This is a genomic window from Citricoccus sp. NPDC079358 (assembly GCF_040702545.1).
Classification (GTDB): domain Bacteria; phylum Actinomycetota; class Actinomycetes; order Actinomycetales; family Micrococcaceae; genus Citricoccus.
On record NZ_JBFBLI010000001.1, the window covers coordinates 460,227 to 479,723 of the forward strand.

A 19,497-nucleotide genomic window follows, 5' to 3' on the forward strand; every position below is an offset into this window, starting at 1 on the left:
ATTCCAGGTTGACCGGTTCCACGCGGGCCGCCGGGCTTCGGTAGGGTGAGTCGCATGTCCATCGCCCTCACGCTTGCCCTGCTGGCGGTCGGACTCATCCTCACCCCGCTGTTCTGCCGCTGGTTGGGACGCAACGCCGGCTGGCCGTTGGCCGCCGTCTACCTGGGCGCCGCGGTGCTCTACGTCCCGGCCCTGCAGGCGGGCGGCTCCGCCGGAACGGGGATCGATGCCGGGTCGGCCGCGAACACGTGGTCCATCCCCTGGATCCCAGCGTGGGGGATCGACCTGTCCTTCACCGCCGACCCCATCTCGAGCGTCTTCACGCTGATCTCCCTGCTCATCGGTGCCGTCGTGCTGGTGTACTCGACCCGGTACCTCGACGCCGGGATGCCACCCTCGGCCTACCTGAGCTTCTATCTGGGCATGGCCCTGTTCACGGTGTCCATGGTCGGCCTGGTCACCGCCGATGACCTGATGGTGCTGTTCCTGTGCTGGGAGCTCACCTCGCTGGCCTCGTTCCTGCTCATCGCCCGCTCCGGACGCGCCGCCTTCGCCCCGTCCATGCGTACCCTGCTGGTGACGTTCCTCGGCGGGCTGGCCCTGCTGGTGGCCGTTGTCCTGGTGGCCGTCCGCGCCGGCACCACGGACCTCTCGGAGATCCTGGACCCCGCGACCGCCGGCAGCCTGTGGACGTCCGATCCGGCGTTCACCACCACCATCGGGCTGCTCATCGCGCTCGCCGCCATGACCAAGTCCGCCCAGTTCCCGTTCCACTCCTGGTTGCCGGATGCCATGGCCGCCATCACGCCGGTGTCCGCCTACCTGCACGCCGCCGCGGTGGTCAAGGCGGGTATCTTCCTGCTCCTGCGGTTCTCCCCGGCGTTCCATGACAATGTGCTGTGGTCCGTGCTGCTCGTCACCGCCGGCCTCGTCACCGCCCTCGTCGGCGGCTGGCGCGCCCTGCAACAGCACGACCTCAAGAAACTGATGGCCTACTCGACGGTGAGCCAGCTCGGACTCATCGTCGCGGCGATCGGCACCGGCACCGAGGCCGGCATCGCCGCCGCCCTGATCCACACCATCGCGCACGCGCTGTTCAAGTCCGGGCTGTTCATGATGATCGGAGTGGTGGACCACGCCACCGGCACCCGTGACCTGCGTCAGATGCCCGCGCTGCGCCGCGCCCTGCCCGGCACCTTCGCGGTGACGGTGCTCGGCGCCGGGGCCATGGCCGGCATCCCGCCGCTGCTCGGCTTCGTCTCCAAGGAGTCCATCTTCACCGCGCTCAACGCCTGGTCCACGGACTGGGTGGCGGCCGGAGGTGCCGCCGGAACCCTGCCCGGCTGGGCCGGCCCCGCGGCCCTGGCCGGTGCCGCTCTCGGCTCCGTCCTGACGGTGGCCTACTGCGCCAAGATCGTGGTCGGTGGCTTCTGGGATCCGGAGCGTGCACCGGCGCCGGAGCCCGCACCAGCGGTGAGTCAGTCCCACGACTCGCACGACTCCCACGACTCGCACGACGACAACGCCGGCCACGCACCCGGCGCCATCCTCGTCGGCTCCACCGCGCTGCCGATCCTGGCCTCTGTCGCCGCGTTGTTCGCCCTGCCCCTGCTGGACACCGCCGTTGGCGCGGCGGCCACGGCGGCCCTGTCGGGAACGGAGGTGCACCCGCACTTCGTCCTGTGGCACGGCGTCACCCCGGAACTGCTGACCACCGTGGCGGTACTGGTGGTGGGCCTGGGCACCCTGGCGTTCCGTCACCGTCTCTGGCCCGCTCTGGAACGGGCCCGGCTGCCGTTCAGCGGGTCCGGCCTGATCGATGCCGCCACGTCGGCCCTGACGGCGCTCGGCTCGGGAGTGAACCGTCTCACCGCCCGGGACGCCGCCGCCTCCCACGCGGCCATGATGGTGCTCTCCCTGGCCGCGATCGTGGTGCCCGGCGTGCTCCTGCTGAACGCCGGCGGCTCCCTGCCGCCGCTGCAGCCGAACCTCAACCGGGCTTCCGACGTCGTGCTGCTGATCCTGCTGGCCGTTTCGGCGCTGGGCGTGGCCATGGCCCGCTCCCGCCTCGGCGCCACCGTGGCGCTGTCTGCCGTCGGGATCCTGGTGACCGTGCAGATCGTCTCCCTCGGTGCCCCGGACGTGGCACTCACCCAGCTGCTGGTGGAGTCCCTGACCGTCATCGTCATCATGCTGGTCCTGCAGAAACTGCCGCGGACCTTCCGTCGCGTCCGCGCCCGGCGAGCGGTGCCGGCCGCCCTCATCGCGGTGAGCGCCGGACTGGCGACCGGCCTGGCCGTCTGGGGGCTCACCAGCCGCCGGGACAAGTCGGAGGTCGGCACCTACCTGCTGGAGAACGGCCAGGACATCACCGGCGGGGCCAACATCGTCAACGTCATCCTGGTGGAGTTCCGCGCCCTGGACACCCTCGGGGAACTGTCCGTGCTGGGCATGACCGGGGTGGCCATCGCCGCCATCCTTTCCACGATCCGCAACCGCCACCTGGACCCGCACCTGATCCCGGCGACGCCCGGCGAGGACGACGGTTCCGATGACCCGGAGGGTCCCGCCCTGGGCAGCCCGACCGCCCGGCGCGCCATCCTGGACTCGTGGGGCAACACCAGCCAGCTGCAGCTGATGCTCAAGGTCATCCTGCCGGTCCTGGCGGTCGTCTCCGCCGTCCTCTTCCTGCGCGGCCACAACGAGCCCGGAGGCGGGTTCATCGCGGCACTGGTCGGCTCGGCCGTGGTCGGGCTGCTCTACCTGTCGACCTCCAAGGACCGTCAAATCGGCCCCCCGCGCGCCCCGCTGTACCTCATCGGCGGCGGCGTGGTGATGGCCGTGGCCATCGGCCTGGTGAACATGGCGTTCACGGGGACCTACATGGAGCCGCAGCACGGTTATCTCCTGGGGCAGCACGTGACCACGTCCATGATCTTCGACGCCGGCGTCTACCTCGCCGTGATCGGCCTGGTCATGCTGGCTTTCAATGTCCTCGGCACGGCACCGGCGTCCGCCGAGCAGGAGGGCGGCGAAAGCACCCGGGAGCGCGTGGACGAGGCCTTCCTGGGCGAGATCGACACCCCGGCACCGGACACCCTGGAGGATCCCGAGCCCGTGACCAGCTCCCTCCCCGTCCGGCCGCGGACGCAGCACATCTCCTCCGGTGTCCGGCCCGAAGAATGGGGGCGGTGACATGCTCGACTCCACCTTCGTGCTCGCCATCACCGTGGGCGTGCTGACCACCGCCGGGGTCTGGCTGCTGCAGCAGCGCGACATGGTGCGCGCCATCTTCGGACTCACCCTGATCTCCCACTCCGCGAACCTGCTGCTGCTGGCCAGCGGTGTGCCCGGCTGGCGCCACGAGCCGCTCATGGACGGCACCACCGTGGCCGAGGCCGCCGACCCGCTGCCGCAGGCCTTCGTCCTGACGGCGATCGTCATCTCGATGGCCACCACCATCCTCATGCTCGCCCTGGCGGTCATCGGCCGGAACGACGACCAGGAGAGGGCGCCCACCGTCAGCGACCACGACGAGCCAGATGAGCCAGACGACCGGCCCTCCCACCCGCCGGCCGGACAGAACGACAGCCAGCCAGACATCCAGCCTGGCGGTCGGACCGCCAGCCGGCCAGAGATCGAGCCAGAGATCCAGCGAGAGGACCAGCAGGGGGTGGACCGCGCATGACCGACCAGTTCATCGGCTCCCTGCTGCCGCTCTTCGTGGCCGTCCCCCTGCTGTTCGCCGGCGTCTCGGTGATTTTGCGGCGCCGGATGCTGGACCGTGTCCTCATCGTCGCCATCCCGGTGCTGGTGTTGGCCTCCGCCATCGCGCTGATGATCCACCACGGCGAGACCCCGGTCCTGGCCAGCGCGATCGGCAGCTACGAGGGCGGGATCGCCATCCCGTTCGTCTCGGACACCCTGACGGCGGTGATGCTGGCGACCACCGGTCTGGCCACCGCAGCCTCGTGCTGGTTCCTGACCGCCTCCGGCGAGGACCGCGTGCGGTTCGTTCCCGCGCTGGCCTTGATGCTGATGTCCGGGGTCAACGGCGCGTTACTGACCGGGGACCTGTTCAATCTCTTCGTGTTCGTCGAGGTCATGCTGCTGCCCTCCTATGCGCTGATCGCCGTGACGGGCACGTGGCGGCGGCTGGGGATCAGCCGCATGTTCGTGATCGTCAACCTCGTCACCAGCGCGATCCTGGTGATGGGCGTGGGCCTCGTCTACGGCTCGGCCGGCACCGTCAACCTGGCCGCCTTGGCCGGACGAGCCGGCGAGGACCCGCAGGTGGCCCTGGCCGTCACGGTCGTGCTGCTGGCCTTGGCCATCAAGGCCGGTGTGGTCCCCGTCCACGGCTGGATGCCGCGCGCCTACCCGGGCACGTCGGCCGGCATCATGGCGCTGTTCTCCGCGCTCCACACCAAAGTCGCGCTGTACGCGATCTTCCGGATCTACTTCACCGCCTTCGCGCCGGGAGGCCCTGCCGGCGCGGCCGGGGGCACTCTCACGACGCCGGCCCACCACGGCACCGCGACCACGGTCGCGGTGGTGATCGCCGTCGTCGTCCTCGCCACCATGGTGCTGGGGGCGCTCGGTTCTCTCGGCGAGAGCCGCTTCCGCGGGGTCATGGCCTTCCAGATGATCGCCGGCGTGGGCCACATCCTCATCGGCGTGGCCATCGCCTCACCGGCCGCCGTGGCGGCTGGCCTGTTCTACCTCATCCACCACGTGGTGACCATGGCATCCCTGCTGACCACGGCCGGTGCGGTCGAGCAGACCTATGGCACCGGGATCCTCGGCAAGCTCTCCGGACTGCTGCACCGGGACCGCCTGGCCGCCGTCGTGGTCGCCCTCGGACTGCTGTCCCTGGCCGGCCTCCCGCCGACCTCGGGCCTGTGGGCCAAGCTCGGGCTGGCGCTCTCGGTGGTCGAACCCGCCGGCGCTGGCGGCAACCCCGCGTGGTACGCCCCGGTGTTCCTGACCGCGATCGTGCTGGCCTCCGTGGCGACGCTCGTGGCCCTGCAGCGCTTGTGGGGCCGGTCCTTCGCCGGCGAGCCGCTGCGACTGTACCGGCCGGTCCTGGCCGACGGCAGCCGGGACCGGGGCCCGGAGGAAGCGGTGCCGGACTCGGTGCGGATCCCGGGCCGGCTGCTGGCCCCGGGCGTCATGATGATCGGGGTCTCCGTGCTGCTCTTCATCTTCGCCGGTACGCTGATGCCGTTCATCGAGACGGCGGCGGCCGGCCTGTTCGAGACCGGCCCCTACGTGGAGGCCGTCCTGGGAGGTGGCATCGGATGAGTGACCATTGGCGCTTCAGCCCCTGGAACATGGTCCGCTATCTGATCTGGCTGATCGGTCAGGTCATCTCCGGTTCGCTGCAGGTCGCGCGGCGGGCCCTTACCCCCGGAACGTTCGCGGACCCGTCGATCGTGGGCTTCCCCCTGCGCTGCGCCACAGATCTCGAGGTGACGTGGATGGCCTCGTCCATCACCATCACCCCGGGCACCCTGGTGGTCGGCACGGCGCACGGCACGGACACCGAACCGGCCACGGTCTTCGTGCACTCCGTGTTCGACGCGGATCGGGACTCGGTGCACGAAGGACTGCGGGAGATGGAGGACCGGTTGCTGAGAATGACGCGGGGGAGCGGCTGGGACGACAAGCCCGGAGCCGGATCTGATGCGCGAGCCGGAGCCGGACGAGGGCGACGCCCATGAGCATCGACTCCGTCCCCGATCTCCTGCTGGTCCTGGCCATGGGTATCCTCGCCGCCGCGGTGGTGCTGGGCCTGTTCCGGATCTACTCCGCCACCTCGGCCGCCGAACGGGCGGTGGTCGGTGACCTCGTCTACTTCGCGGCCATCGGCATCCTGATGATCATCGGCATCCAGACCGGCTCGGCCATCATCCAGGACGCCGCCATGCTGGCGGCCTTCCTGGGCATCCTGGCGACCGTGGCCCTGGCCCGCATCCTGACGAGGGGAGAACGCTGATGACCGGATTCGACATCGCTGAGGCGATAGCCGCCGTGCTCATCTTGGGCGGATCCCTGTTGGTGCTGCTCTCCGCCGTGTCCATGCTCCGAGCGAAGGACGCGCTGCAGATGATGAACGTCTTCTCCCCGGCCACCGGCATGGGACTGCCTCTGGTGGTCATCGGAATCTTCGTCCACCTGACCGGTCGGGACGGTTTCGAGTGGTGGACGTTGCTGGTGGCGGTCGTGACCATCTGTGCCCTGGTGATCGTGTCCTCGCTGGCCTCGAACACCCTGGCGCGGGCCGTCTACCAGTCCGGTGCGCCCCTGGACCCGGCCACCCATCCGCAGGACCTGGCCGACGCCGGCCCAGTCCGGGAGGCTGACGGGAGGGCCGATCGGGCGGCATCCGACGACTGAGCGCGGCGTTCATCGTTATCTCATCCACGGCTCATCCACGTCTCATTCCGGCCCTGCAGGATATTCACAGGATCTTCAAAGGACGGAAGCAGACTCCATGGCACAGCAGACACCGCAGGACAGGGCAGGCGCGCAGGCGGCGCGTACCAACGGCAGCCGGCGGGCCGTCGTCGTCGGTTCCGGGCCCAACGGGCTCACCGCGGCCGCCGTGCTGGCCCGGGCCGGCTGGGAGGTGGACGTCCACGAGCGCCACTCGGCCTACGGCGGTGCCTCCGCCTCCACCGATCTCCTCGGCCCGGGGACCATCGTGGACCTGGGCGCCGCCGGGCACTCCTTCGGTGTGGCCAGTCCCGTCTTCCATGACCTCGGACTGACCGATCACGGCCTGGAATGGCTCCACCCGGAATACCCGATGGCGCACCCCCTCGACGGGCAGCCGGCGGCCCTCCTACAGGACTCGATGGAGGCCACGGTCAGGGGGCTGGGCCGTGACGGAGCGGCCTGGCAGCGACTGCACGCACCACTGGTCGGCAACATCGACGCCCATCTGGAGAACATCCTCGGCCCCTCCCTGGTCCGCCTGCCCCCGCACCTGATCAGCATGGCCCGTTTCGGGGCGCGGGCGCTCTGGCCGTCCGGGGCCCTCGGCCGCGCGATCTTCCGCGACGAGGCGGCCCGGGCCCTGTTCGCCGGATCCTCCATCCACGCCGTCCTGCCGCCCTCACATGTGCTGACCTCAGCCTTCGGCCTGATCTTCGGAGCACTCGGCATGACCCGCGGCTGGCCCGTCGCCCGGGGCGGATCCCAGGGAATCGTGGACGCGCTGGCCTCCGTCCTGCACGCCCATGGCGGCCGCATCCATCTGAACCACGAGGTCACCGACCTCGGCGAGTTCGCCGGTGCCGATGCGATCCTGCTCGACCTGACGCCGCGCCAGTTGCTGCAGCTCCAGGGCGCCGACCTCACCGATCGCTACGCCGGCCATCTTCAGCGGTGGAAGTACGGCACCGGGGTGTCCAAGATCGACTACCTGCTCGACGGGCCGGTCCCGTGGACGGATCCGCGGGTCGGTGGCGCCGGCACCGTCCACGTGGGCGGGACGCTCGCCGAGATGGAATACGCGGAGCGTGAGGCCAAAGCCGGACGGATCCCGGAGAAGCCCTTCGTCATGGTGTGCCAGCAGCAGGGCGCGGATCCGTCCCGGGCCACCGGCGAGGCCGCCGGCAAGACCGTGCTGTGGACCTATGCCCACGTGCCCGGCGGCTACGATGCCCCGGTCGGTGACCTGATCGAAGCACAGATCGAGCGCTTCGCCCCCGGATTCCGGGACCGCATCGTCCACCAGGTGGCCACCCCGCCGTCGGCCCTCGAATCCTGGAACCCCAACCTCATCGGAGGGGACGTGGCCGGCGGGTCCATGGGCGGGTTGCAGCAGATCCTGCGCCCCGCCCCGGTCCTCAGCCCTCACCGGACTTCCACGCCCGGCCTGTACCTGGCCTCCTCGTCCACGCCACCCGGCGGAGGAGTCCACGGCATGGCCGGACTCCACGCTGCCCGAGCCGCCCTGGCCGACGCCGCCGCCCACCGCTGACGCGGTCCGGGCCGCGCGGTGCCAAACCTCGCTTTCCGAGCCCCGCCGCACCGTTCGGGCCCCGTGGCTCGCCGCTCCCACACACTCTCAGCCGTACTCTTCCGTACCCACCCGTATCCGTGTTGACCCGCATTCACCCACACCCACACCGGAAGGATCGATCGTGACCATCGACCTCTCGCACCACCCCTCGCACCCCCTGTGGCGCCGTCTCTCCCACGGCCTCGCCGCGGCCGACCTGACCGCCGCCGTGAGCCGGTCCGCCGCCTCGTCGGCACACGACCCGGCCGCGCTGCCGGCCGGGGTGAGGACCATCGTTCCGGCGCCGCGCGCGACGGAACGCGACCTCTGGGCGCTGGCGGCCGGCGTCGCCTTCGCGGCTGTGCTGCTCTCTCCCGTCCGTCACTACTTCAACGGCAAGGACAAGAACGAGGAGGACTCCTTCCCGCTGTCCACCTATCCGATGTTCTCGGACGACCGCAAGGACCGGACCCGAATCCCGCATGTGGCTGGATTCACCGCTGACGGCGAGCGGATCGTCCCGCACTACAGCCACTTCGGTGCCGGAGGGCTGAACCAGGTCCGCAAGCAGATCACCCGCATGGTCCGTCAGGGCCGCGCGATGGAGGTCGCCCAGCGGTATGCCGACGCCCTGGCCGAGCAGCAGCGCCGAACCACAGGCCAGGGCACGGGCCCCGCAGCCCGGCGGCGGCGCAAGGAGGCCGGCATCGTCCGGGTGGAGGTCGTGCGGTCGCGGTATTTCTTCGACACCTACTATGCCGGCAACACCACACCGCAGATGGAGACGGTCCATGCGCGGGCCGACGTCGGCGGGACCGCAATGGCGGTGTCCGAGACCCGCCATGACACCGCGCAGGATGCCCAGGGGCCGCCCACCGGACCCATGGCCCGCTCCGAGCTGGGCCATGTCCCGCCGCGTCCGGTCGGCACGGGCAACACCGCCGGCGACTACGTCACCGAGAACACCGTCCAGCCCGCGTCCGGAATCGAACCCCGCGCGACCCTCCAGAACCCATCTCAGACCTCAACCGAGCAGGAGACCGCACCGTGAACGGCGCCGACCACCCCTTCCCGTCCTTCGATTCACCGGCGTTCCAGAAGGCGGTCGACCTGTTGCGTCCCGCGGCGCAGCCGATCCGCCCCGCGGTGCTGAGGGTGGCCACCGGAATCTTCTCGGCCGCCCACAACATCAGGCGGCGGGCCATGTTCCGCAGACTCCACGCGCAGGACGCCTCCCAGTTCACCCCGGTGGGAGTGGTCAGGATCCTCCGGAAGCCCCTGCCGCCACGGGTGGCGGACGGGATCTTCGACGCCGCCCAGGCCGTGAACATCGCCGCCACCCTGGGGGTGGGCCACCGGATCACCGGACCGCTCAATGCGGCGCTGCAGCTGTGGACCATCAGTTACCGCAACTCCTGGACCATGCTGCTGCACAGCGACAACATGCTGACGATGCACCAGATGGTCCTGGGCACCATGCGGTCCGCGGACGCCCTCAGCATCGACTCCTTGCTGCGGGAGCGCACCCTCTTCCCCCAGCGCTACGACCGTGCGTATGGGGCGGTGCCGACAGCCATGAACGTGGCCACCGTGGCCGTGTACTTCATCTCCGGCATGGCGAAGGTCCGCGGTCCGCTCGGCCTGAAGTGGGCCGGGGGTGACGTGCTGCGTGGCCAGATCGCCGTGGACGGGATGCGCAAGGACCTCTTCGGTTCCGCGAAGCCGGAGGCCGGGGCGGCGCTGTACCAGCAGAAGGAGTTGTTCACCGTGATGGCGGTCGTGTCCCTGGCCGTGGAGCTCGGAGCACCCCTGTCCCTGATCAACCGCCGACTGGGACAGTGGTTCGCCGCCGGCGCGTGGGGGATGCACGTGGGCATCCGCATCATCATGGGGATCAAGTTCAAATACAACGTCTCCGGGGTGTCCTATCTGCCCTACTTCCCGATGGGTCCTCAGCTACCTCGCTGAGGGTCCGTGGTCGCGAAAAAGTCCAGAGTGATGTGAAACACCCGTTTCGGGGACAATGTCTATCAAGATAGTCATTCGCTGTAACACCCCGGAAACACGCGGGAGTACGGGGCTGGACGGTAAGTTACGGGATGGTAACGATTGAGCCCAGAGTGGACTATTCAATGTTGCTTTCGCATGTTGCGACGCTATTCTCGTGCACACCTTGTGGTGTTGCTCACCCTCCGGTGCTGAAGCGGAAAGCTGGTTTCAGTCTCGGAATCGGACCGGCCCTCCCACCCCAACCGGGTCGGATCGGGAGCACTCCACGTCTCGCACCTGTTTGAATGGAGACGCTTTGATGAAATACACAAAGCTTTCTGCCGCTGCTGCTCTTCTGGCCAGCTCGGCGCTCGTCCTGTCCGCCTGCGCGCCGGGTGGCCCGGCCGAGAACGAAGAATCCGGCACCGCCGCACCCGAGGGTGGTAGTGGCGAGGTGATGACCGGCGAGGCCGGCAACAAGCTCACCGCCGAACCCGAAGGCTCCGGACTGGCCGATCTCGGCGACGTCGAGACCCAGGAGGGCTCGATCTCCTACTCCGTGGGTGAGGACGAGTTCATCTCCTACAACGGCATGACGCCGGAGACGTACTCCACGTACAACTCCGCCATCACCGAGCGAATGACTCAGAGCTTCTACTACTACGGCACGGACGGGGAGATCTTCCCCAACGAGGAACTCGGCTCCTACGAGAAGATCTCGGACGATCCGCTCCAGGTCAAGTACACGATCAACGAGGACGCCGTCTGGTCCGACGGCACCCCGGTGACGGCCGCCGACTACATCTTCAAGTGGGGGTGGCAGAACCCGCGCATCGCCACCGGGGAGGGTGACGAGGCCGCACCGCTGTTCAACGCCATCTCCCATACCCTCGGCGAGTACGTCCCCGAGGTGCCGGAGGGGGACCCGGCTGGCAAGGAATTCACCCTCACCTACGCGGAGCCGTACGCCGACTGGGAGATCATCATGGATACGGCATTGCCGGCCCATGTGGTGGCCGAGCAGTCCGGCATGGGCATGGATGCCATGATCGAGGCCATTCAGAACGAGGACGCCGAGGCGCTGGCTCCCGCCGCCGAGTTCTTCAACACCGGCTGGAACACCTCCCCGGGCACCTTGCCCGCCGAGGAGATCGCCCCGTCCATGGGCCCCTACAAGTTCAGCAGCTGGGAGCCGGGACAGTCCATCACCCTGGTGGCCAATGAGGAGTACTGGGGCACCCCGCCGGCCACCGAAGAGCTGGTCATCCGCTTCGCCGCGGCCGACACGCACGTGCAGGCGCTGCAGAACGGCGACCTGAACGTCATCGAGCCGCAGGCCACCGTGGACACCCTCGAGCAGCTGGAGGGCCTGGGCGACCAAATCGTCATCCAGCAGGACGCCTCCCTGACCTGGGAGCACGCGGACTTCAACTTCATGGAGGGCTCGCTGTTCGCGGACAACCGGGAGTTGCGTGAGGCCTTCGCCCTGTGCCTCCCGCGTCAGCAGATCGTGGACAATCTGATCAAACCGCTGGACCCCGAGACGATCGTCATGAATGCCCGCGAGGTGTTCCCGTTCCAGGAGAGCTACCAGGAGGTCGTGGACGCCTCCTATGAGGGCCAGTATGACGAGGTCGACATGGAACGGGCGACGCAGCTCGTCGAGGAATCCGGTGAGACCAACCTGGACGTCCGGATCGGTTACAGCTCACCGAACCCGCGTCGTTCCGAGACCGTGGCCATGATCAAGTCCTCGTGCGACGAGGCGGGCTTCAACATCATCGATGCCGGCCACCCCGACTTCTTCGGTGTGGTCCAGCCGCAGGGCGACTACGAAGTGGCCCTGTTCGCCTGGGCCGGCTCCGGCCAGATCGCGTCCGGCCAGAACATCTACTCGACCAGCGCTCCGCAGAACTACGGCCAGTACTCCAACCCCGAAGTGGACGAGGCCTGGAACACGCTGGCCGGCTCGGTGGACCCGGCGGTCCACGCCGAGCAGGTGAAGGTCATCGAGAAGCTGTTGTGGGACGACCTGTTCGGCATCCCGCTGTACGCCCACCCGGGGATCGTGGCCCACTCGGCCGACATCGCCAACGTCCGCAACACCGCCACTCAGACCGGCGCCGTGTGGAACGCAGAGCAGTGGGTCCGCGTCGAATGATCGCCTGAGTTGATCAGTTCACTGATCAACCGGCGCTGAATCGCATCGATGGTGCACCACAGTTGGGGCCCGACCACATCCGGCCGGGCCCCAACTGTTCCATTGACCCGCTGGGGATCCCCTTCGGTGACATCGTGTGCTCCGTGACGATTCAGGCAGACCTCCTCGACCCCCTGGTACGGAAGGCAACGTTCTGTTGTGCTGAAATTCATCCTCCGCCGTTTCGGCAGCTCGTTCCTGGTGTTGCTCGGGGCGTCGCTGCTGCTGTACGTGCTCACCATCAACTCCGGCGACCCCTTGGCCGATCTGCGGGAATCCAACGCGGACAACCGTGAATACCTCATCGAACAGCGCATCATGTTCATGGACCTGGACCAGCCCTGGTATGCGCGCTACTGGGACTGGCTGACCGGCGTCGGCCAGTGCTTCATCGGCCAATGCGACCTCGGCACCAACCGATCCGGCCAGGAGGTCATCGACCTGCTGGGCCTGGCAGCCTCATCGACCCTCCGACTCGTGGTGCTGGCCACCGTCATCGCCATGGTCTTCGGTGTCCTCATCGGCATCCTGACCGCCATCCGGCAGTACTCCGGGATGGACTACGCGGTGACCTTCCTGACCTTCCTGTTCTTCTCCCTCCCGGTCTTCTGGGCCGCCGTGCTCCTGAAGGAATACCTGGCCATCGGCTTCAATGACTGGCTGGCCAGTCCTGATCCCGGTTTCACGTGGCCCACGATCATCGCCGTGGGCCTCATCCTGGGACTCGCCCTGCAGGCCATCCTCGCCGGCGGTCCCCGTCGTCGGCTCTTCACCTTCCTGGGCGCCTTCGCCTTCACCTGTGTCGCACTTCCTTACCTGGACTGGCTGAATTTCGCCCGATATCCGCAGATGCCTCCCGTGGTCCTCCTGCTGGTCGGTGTTGCCGCCGCCGTCGGCGCCACGGTCCTGGGAGCGGGCCTGAAGAATCGCCGCGTGCTCTACGCGGGACTGGTCACCGCCGGCCTCGGGATGGTGGCCTACTACGCCACCTATAACCTGTTGTGGGATCCGAACTGGCTGATCATCTTCATCCTCTCGGTCGTGGCCATTGGCCTCGCCGTGCTCGTCGGCCGCCTGATGGGCGGGTATTCCAAGGGGGCAGCCACCCTCGTCTCGGTGTTCACCGCCGTCGTCATGGGCGGATTGACGATCGTGGGACACCTCTTCCGATCCTGGCCGGGCTACCTGGACATCGTGGGACGCCCCATCGCGACGATCGGCTCGCAGACGCCGAACTTCACCGGCACCTTCTGGGAGGACTTCCTGGACAAGGGCACCCAGCTCCTGCTGCCGACCATCGTGCTGACCCTGATCTCCCTGGCCAGCTATTCGCGCTACACACGGGCCTCGATGCTCGAGGTCAGCCAGCAGGACTATATCCGCACGGCCCGCGCCAAGGGCCTGAACGAGCGGCAGGTCATCCTCAAGCACGCCTTCCGCAACTCATTGATCCCGATCACGACGATCATGGCCTTCGACTTCGCCGGCCTCATCGGAGGTGCGGTGATCACCGAGCAGGTCTTCGGCTGGCAGGGCATGGGCAACCTCTTCCGCGTGGGCCTGCAACAGGTGGACCCCGCCCCCGTCATGGCCTTCTTCCTGGTCACCGGCACCGCCGCGGTGCTCTTCAACCTGCTGGCCGACATCCTGTACGCCGTCCTCGACCCCCGGATTCGAGTGTGAGTCGCATGAGCAACGAGAACGGGACCCCCCGCCCTGAGAACGGACCCTCCCAGCAGGCCGTGGACCTGGCCAACCTGGCCGAGGTAGAAGACGCCAAGCTGCGCCAGCAGACCGGGAAGTCCTTCAGCCAGGGCCAGCTGGTCAGGCGGCGTTTCCGCCACCATAAGGCCGCCATGATCTCCGCCGTCTTCCTGGTGCTGATCTTCCTCCTGGCCTTCACCTCCATCGGCTATGCCGGCATCCCCGGCTGGTGGGACAAGGACTATGCGGCGACCGGCGCGACGGTGAACGGCGGCGTCCCCACCCTGTCCGTGGTGCCCGAGTGGCTGGGCGGCGAGGGCATCCGCTGGGGGGAACACCCCTTCGGCCAGGTCACCACCGGCAACGACTTCTTCGCACTGGTGATGCGCGGCACCCAGCAGTCGCTGATCATCGCCATCGTCGTGGGCATCGTCTCCACCGTCATCGGTTCCGTGGTCGGCGCGCTCGCCGGCTACTTCCGCGGCTGGATCGATGCCGTCCTGATGCGGGCGACCGACCTGGTCATCGTGATCCCGCTGCTCGTGCTGGCCGCCGTCCTCGGCCAGATGTCCTCGGGACTTGGCGGCGGGATCATCCCGCTGGCGCTGGTGCTGGGACTGGTCACGTGGACCTCGCTGGCCCGCCTCGTCCGCGGCGAGGTGCTGTCCCTGCGCGAGAAGGAGTTCGTGGCCGCTGCCGTGGCCATGGGCGCCAAGCCTGGACGGGTGATTCTGCGGCACCTGCTGCCCAACACCATCGGCGTGATCGTCGTCAACGCGACGTTCGCCATCGCGGCGGCCATCCTGCTGGAGACCTCACTGTCCTTCCTCGGCTTCGGCGTCCGGCCCCCGGACTCCTCGCTCGGCCTGCTGATCAGCCAGTACCAGAGCGCCTTCACCACGAGGCCCTGGCTGTTCTGGTGGCCGGGCATGTTCATCCTGGCGATCGCCCTGTCCGTGAACTTCATCGGTGACGGCCTGCGGGACGCCTTCGATCCCCGTCAGGGATCCCGTGGCCGGAAGCGGGGCTTCCTCGGCTTCTCCGGGCGTGACAAGGCTCTCAACAAGACGACAGGATCCACCGCGGGGCCGGGTGGCAAAGATGTCCCGGGCCAGCCCATCAACGGAACGGGCCTCGGCGGACTAATGGGCGGAAGCGGGATAGGAAACCCATGAGCATCTTCGGACGCAAGAAGAACCAGAATCCCGACGACGGCCGGTCCGGGACTGAGGTCCCGGGCACCGCGGGTGCCGCGGGCTCATCGACGGCCGGGCGGCCGGTGTCGGGCACGTCCCCGGCGACCGGCTCGCTGGGTCTGGTGCAACGCCACCCCGACCGCGACGGCAGGCCGATCCTGTCCTTCCAGGACGTCTCCGTCACCTTCAACACCGAGTTCGGTGACGTCAACGCCGTCAAGGGTGTCAGCTTCGACATCAAGCCCGGCGAGGTCGTGGCGCTGGTCGGCGAATCCGGCTCCGGCAAGTCCGTGACGTCGTCGACGGCCATGGGACTGCTCCCAGCCAACGCGAGCGTCACCGGCACCGTCATGCTGGGGGACCGTGAGGTCACCAAGCTGGACGCGAACGGTCTGCGCAAGATCCGTGGCCGGCACGCGGCCATGGTCTTCCAGGAGCCCATGACGGCGCTGAACCCGGTGCTCACGGTGGGGGACCAGCTCACCGAGTCGCTCAACGTGCACGGCATCGCCTACGGCACCGAGGCGGACCGGCGGGCGGTGGAACTGCTGGAGATGGTCGGGATCCCGGACGCCCAGCGCCGGCTCAAGCAGTACCCGCACCAGTTCTCCGGTGGTCAGCGCCAGCGCATCGTCATCGCGATGGCCATCAGCTGCTCGCCGGAGGTCATCATCGCGGACGAGCCGACCACGGCCCTCGACGTGACCGTGCAGGCGGAGATCCTCGAGCTGCTGCGCTCGCTGAAGGACCAGCTGAACACCGGGATCCTGCTCATCACCCACAACATGGGCGTGGTGGCGGACATGGCAGACCGGGTCTGCGTGATGCTGCGCGGGGAGCTCGTGGAGTCCGGTGAGGTCCACCAGGTCATGCAGAACCCGCAGCACCCGTACACGGAACGGCTGCTCGGGTCCGTGCCGCGACTGGGTGCTGAACTGGGCGTGGCGGAGCCCTCGCCGGTGACCTCCACCCAGACCACGGCGGTCTCCGCGATCGAGGCGCAGGGCCTGTGCATCGAGTACGACCACCGGGGCAAGAAGAACCGCGTGGTTCATGACATCGACTTCACGGTGGAACCGGGGGAGATCCTCGGGCTCGTGGGCGAGTCCGGTTCCGGCAAGTCCACGATCGCCAAGTCGGTCCTCGGGCTGCTGCCCGTGGCCTCGGGGTCTCTCAAGATCCACGGCAGCGATCTCACCCGGCTCGCCGGGAAGGATGCGCGCGCCCTGCGGAAGCGGATCGGCGTGGTCTTCCAGGACCCGGCGGCCTCGCTGGACCCGAGGTTCCCGATCGGTGACGTCATCACCGAACCGATGGTCATCCACAACGTCGGCAACCGTCAGACGCGACTGGACCGCGCCTACGAGTTGCTGGACGCGGTGAAGCTGCCGCGCTCAGTGGTCAACCGTTTCCCGCACGAACTCTCGGGTGGCCAGCGCCAGCGCATCTCCATCGCCCGGGCCCTGACCCTGGACCCGGAGGTGCTGATCGCGGATGAGCCGACGTCCGCCCTCGATGTCTCCGTGCAGGCCGCCGTCCTGGACATGTTCGCCGAGCTGCAGTCCCGCTACGAGTTCGCCTGCCTGTTCGTCTCACACGACCTGGCCGTGGTGGACATGCTGGCGCACCGGGTCCTCGTCCTCAAGGACGGCCGCCAGGTGGAGCAGGGGCCGACGCAGGAGGTCCTCCACCATCCGACCCAGGAGTACACCAAGCGACTGCTCTCGGCTGCCCCCGTGCCGGATCCCGATGAACAGCTGACCAAGCGCACTGAGCGCCGTCAGCTGCTCGAGTCACTGGGGGAACGCCCCTACTGAGCCGGGGCGCTCCGAGGCATGTGCGAGGGGATTGGCTCGGTCCCGTATAATCGGACGGGGCCCTTGACGGCTAACAACCTCTGGGCGCCCGCCAGCCCGCCGCCCTCGATGAACAGGCACCCCTATGACTGAAACCCTCACCCAGCGCACCGACCTCCGCAATGTCGCCATCGTGGCCCACGTGGACCACGGCAAGACCACCTTGGTGGATGCGATGCTGCGCCAGGCCGGCGCCTTCTCCAGCCACGGCGAGGTGGAGGACCGGGTGATGGATTCCGGCGAGCTGGAACGCGAGAAGGGCATCACCATCCTCGCCAAGAACACCACCGTGTTCTACTCCGGCCCCTCCGCTGCGGCCCACGGGGTCGAGTCCGTCACCTTCAACGTCATCGACACCCCCGGCCACGCCGACTTCGGTGGTGAGGTCGAGCGCGGACTGTCCATGGTGGACGGCGTCGTGCTGCTCGTGGACGCCTCCGAGGGCCCGCTGCCGCAGACTCGCTTCGTGCTCCGCAAGGCCCTGGCCGCCAAGCTTCCCGTGATCCTCGTGGTCAACAAGACCGACCGCCCCGATGCCCGCATCGACGGCGTGGTCTCCGACTCCATGGACCTGCTGCTGGGCCTGGCCTCGGACCTCTCCGACGAGGTCGAGGACCTGGACCTGGACTCCGTGCTTAACCTGCCGATCGTCTTCGCCTCCGGCAAGGCCGGCAAGGCCTCCCTGACCCAGCCAGGCGATGGCGAGATGCCGGACAGCGAAGACCTGGAGCCGCTGTTCGCCACCATCATGGAGCACATCCCGGCTCCGACCTACACCGCGGGCGAGGTCTTGCAGGCGCATGTCACCAACCTGGACGCCTCCCCGTTCCTGGGCCGACTGGCCCTGCTGCGCATCTTCAACGGCACCCTGAAGAAGGGCCAGCAGGTCGCCTGGGCCCGTCAGGACGGCCAGCTGAAGAACGTGAAGATCACCGAGCTGCTCGGCACCAAGGGCCTGTCTCGCGCGCCGATCGACTCGGCCGGCCCGGGCGAGATCGTGGCCGTCGCCGGCATCGAGGACATCATGATCGGCGAGACCCTCACGGACGCCGAGAACCCGAAGCCTTTGCCGCTGATCACCGTGGACGATCCGGCGATCTCCATGACCATCGGCATCAACACCTCCCCGATGGCCGGCCGCGTCAAGAACGCCAAGGTCACCGCGCGCCAGGTCAAGGACCGTCTGGACGCCGAGCTCATCGGCAACGTGTCCCTCAAGGTCCTGCCGACCGAGCGTCCCGACGCCTGGGAGGTCCAGGGCCGCGGCGAGCTGGCACTGGCCATCCTGGTGGAGCAGATGCGCCGTGAGGGCTTCGAACTGACCGTGGGCAAGCCGCAGGTGGTCACCAAGACCATCGACGGCAAGGTGCACGAGCCGATGGAGCTGATGACCATCGACACCCCTGAGGAGTTCATGGGGCCGATCACCCAGCTGATGGCCGCCCGCAAGGGCCGCATGACCGAGATGAAGAACCAGGGCACCGGCTGGATTCGCATGGAGTTCAACGTGCCGGCCCGAGGCCTGATCGGCTTCCGCACGCAGTTCCTCACGGACACCCGCGGCGCCGGCATCGCCTCCTCCTACGCCAACGGCTTCGAGCCCTGGGCCGGTCCGATCGAGTACCGGGACAAGGGCTCCCTCATGGCGGACCGTTCCGGCACCGCCACCCCCTTCGCCATGATCAACCTGCAGGAGCGAGGCACGTTCTTCGTCCAGCCGGGTGCCGAAGTGTACGAGGGCATGATCGTCGGCGAGAACTCCCGCGCCGATGACATGGACGTCAACATCACCAAGGAGAAGAAGCTCACCAACATGCGTGCGGCCTCCTCCGACTCCTTCGAGGGTCTGACCCCGCCGAAGAAGCTCACGCTGGAGGAATCCCTCGAGTTCGCCCGCGAGGACGAGTGCGTGGAGATCACCCCCGAGGAGATCCGCATCCGCAAGCTCATCCTGGACGCCGGGGAGCGCAGCAAGGCCGCCCGCGCCCGTGCCCGCTCCTGACCTGCGGGACCATCAGCAGGGTCCGACGCCGGCCGGGCAGCCCCCGGCGGGCGTCGGGCCGCGCTCGGGCCCGGAACGGAACACCCGGCCGGCCGGCCGACGCGGCTGGGTGCCGCTGCTGGTCGCGGTCCTGATCGGGGCCGGCGTCGGGATCCTCGGGACCGTGCTGCACCTGCACTTCAGCTGGATCGGCGGCACCACCACGGACGAGGGCGCCTGGGTCCTGCCCTGGGGCGCCGTGCTGGCCCTGCTGCTGGTGGCCTCCGCCCAGCTCTGGTGGACCTTGAGGTCCTCGCTGGCCTGGACCGGGGGAGTCGTCGCCATCGCGGCGTTCACCACGGCCATGGCCATGGGGAACTGGCCGGGCCTGGACACCTTCGCCGTGGCGGCCAACGACTACACCTTCGCGGTGGTCCCCGGCCCGGCCATCGCCGGGACCGTGTGGATCTGGGGCATCCCGGTCGTGGCCATCATCACGATGCTGTGGGCCCAACCCCTCCTGCGCCACCCGGCGGCACGGGACTAGACTGGATTCAGAA

At 68.4% G+C, this 19,497-nt stretch carries 15 protein-coding genes; all 15 read left to right on the forward strand.

Annotated elements, in window-relative coordinates; translation table 11 throughout:
• Window positions 1–54 precede the first annotated feature (54 nt).
• Window positions 55–3,195 carry a DUF4040 family protein gene (locus AB0333_RS02170; RefSeq protein ID WP_366217117.1) on the forward strand — a complete coding sequence of 1,047 codons (3,141 nt, stop codon included), beginning with the start codon at window positions 55–57 and terminating at the stop codon, window positions 3,193–3,195.
• A 1-nt stretch (window position 3,196) separates the two neighbouring features.
• The gene (locus tag AB0333_RS02175) at window positions 3,197–3,688 is read left to right on the forward strand and encodes a cation:proton antiporter subunit C (RefSeq protein WP_366217118.1); all 492 of its coding nucleotides are present in this window, start codon (window positions 3,197–3,199) and stop codon (window positions 3,686–3,688) included.
• Complete coding sequence (locus tag AB0333_RS02180; protein ID WP_366217119.1) at window positions 3,685–5,304, forward strand: proton-conducting transporter membrane subunit; 1,620 nt, start codon at window positions 3,685–3,687, stop codon at window positions 5,302–5,304. The genes AB0333_RS02175 and AB0333_RS02180 overlap by 4 nt, the downstream gene beginning before the upstream one ends.
• Window positions 5,301–5,723, forward strand: a complete 423-nt coding sequence (locus tag AB0333_RS02185; RefSeq protein WP_366217120.1) for a Na+/H+ antiporter subunit E — start codon at window positions 5,301–5,303, stop codon at window positions 5,721–5,723. The genes AB0333_RS02180 and AB0333_RS02185 overlap by 4 nt, the downstream gene beginning before the upstream one ends.
• The gene (locus AB0333_RS02190; protein WP_366217121.1) at window positions 5,720–5,998 is read left to right on the forward strand and encodes a monovalent cation/H+ antiporter complex subunit F; all 279 of its coding nucleotides are present in this window, start codon (window positions 5,720–5,722) and stop codon (window positions 5,996–5,998) included. Before AB0333_RS02185 ends, AB0333_RS02190 begins: the two co-directional genes overlap by 4 nt.
• Complete coding sequence (locus AB0333_RS02195) at window positions 5,998–6,399, forward strand: monovalent cation/H(+) antiporter subunit G (RefSeq protein WP_366217122.1); 402 nt, start codon at window positions 5,998–6,000, stop codon at window positions 6,397–6,399. Before AB0333_RS02190 ends, AB0333_RS02195 begins: the two co-directional genes overlap by 1 nt.
• A 97-nt stretch (window positions 6,400–6,496) precedes the next feature.
• Window positions 6,497–7,990 carry an NAD(P)/FAD-dependent oxidoreductase gene (locus AB0333_RS02200; protein ID WP_366217123.1) on the forward strand — a complete coding sequence of 498 codons (1,494 nt, stop codon included), beginning with the start codon at window positions 6,497–6,499 and terminating at the stop codon, window positions 7,988–7,990.
• Between the two features lie 163 nt (window positions 7,991–8,153).
• Complete coding sequence (locus tag AB0333_RS02205; RefSeq protein ID WP_366217124.1) at window positions 8,154–9,062, forward strand: hypothetical protein; 909 nt, start codon at window positions 8,154–8,156, stop codon at window positions 9,060–9,062.
• Window positions 9,059–9,979, forward strand: a complete 921-nt coding sequence (locus tag AB0333_RS02210) for a hypothetical protein (RefSeq protein WP_366217125.1) — start codon at window positions 9,059–9,061, stop codon at window positions 9,977–9,979. The genes AB0333_RS02205 and AB0333_RS02210 overlap by 4 nt, the downstream gene beginning before the upstream one ends.
• Window positions 9,980–10,319: 340 nt before the next feature.
• The gene (locus AB0333_RS02215) at window positions 10,320–12,161 is read left to right on the forward strand and encodes an ABC transporter family substrate-binding protein (RefSeq protein ID WP_366217126.1); all 1,842 of its coding nucleotides are present in this window, start codon (window positions 10,320–10,322) and stop codon (window positions 12,159–12,161) included.
• 198 nt (window positions 12,162–12,359) lie between these two features.
• Window positions 12,360–13,883 carry an ABC transporter permease gene (locus AB0333_RS02220; protein WP_366217127.1) on the forward strand — a complete coding sequence of 508 codons (1,524 nt, stop codon included), beginning with the start codon at window positions 12,360–12,362 and terminating at the stop codon, window positions 13,881–13,883.
• A gap of 5 nt (window positions 13,884–13,888) precedes the next feature.
• On the forward strand, window positions 13,889–15,079 hold the full coding sequence (locus AB0333_RS02225; RefSeq protein WP_366217128.1) for an ABC transporter permease: 1,191 nt from the start codon (window positions 13,889–13,891) through the stop codon (window positions 15,077–15,079).
• Window positions 15,076–16,917, forward strand: coding sequence for an ABC transporter ATP-binding protein (locus AB0333_RS02230; RefSeq protein ID WP_366217129.1), 1,842 nt, complete (start codon window positions 15,076–15,078; stop codon window positions 16,915–16,917). The genes AB0333_RS02225 and AB0333_RS02230 overlap by 4 nt, the downstream gene beginning before the upstream one ends.
• Before the next feature lie 124 nt (window positions 16,918–17,041).
• Entirely contained in the window at window positions 17,042–18,958 is a 1,917-nt protein-coding gene (gene typA / locus AB0333_RS02235; protein ID WP_366217130.1) for a translational GTPase TypA, read from the forward strand.
• Window positions 18,945–19,484: a hypothetical protein gene (locus AB0333_RS02240; protein ID WP_366217131.1), complete on the forward strand. Its 540-nt coding sequence runs from the start codon at window positions 18,945–18,947 to the stop codon at window positions 19,482–19,484. The genes typA and AB0333_RS02240 overlap by 14 nt, the downstream gene beginning before the upstream one ends.
• The last annotated feature ends 13 nt before the right edge of the window (window positions 19,485–19,497 follow it).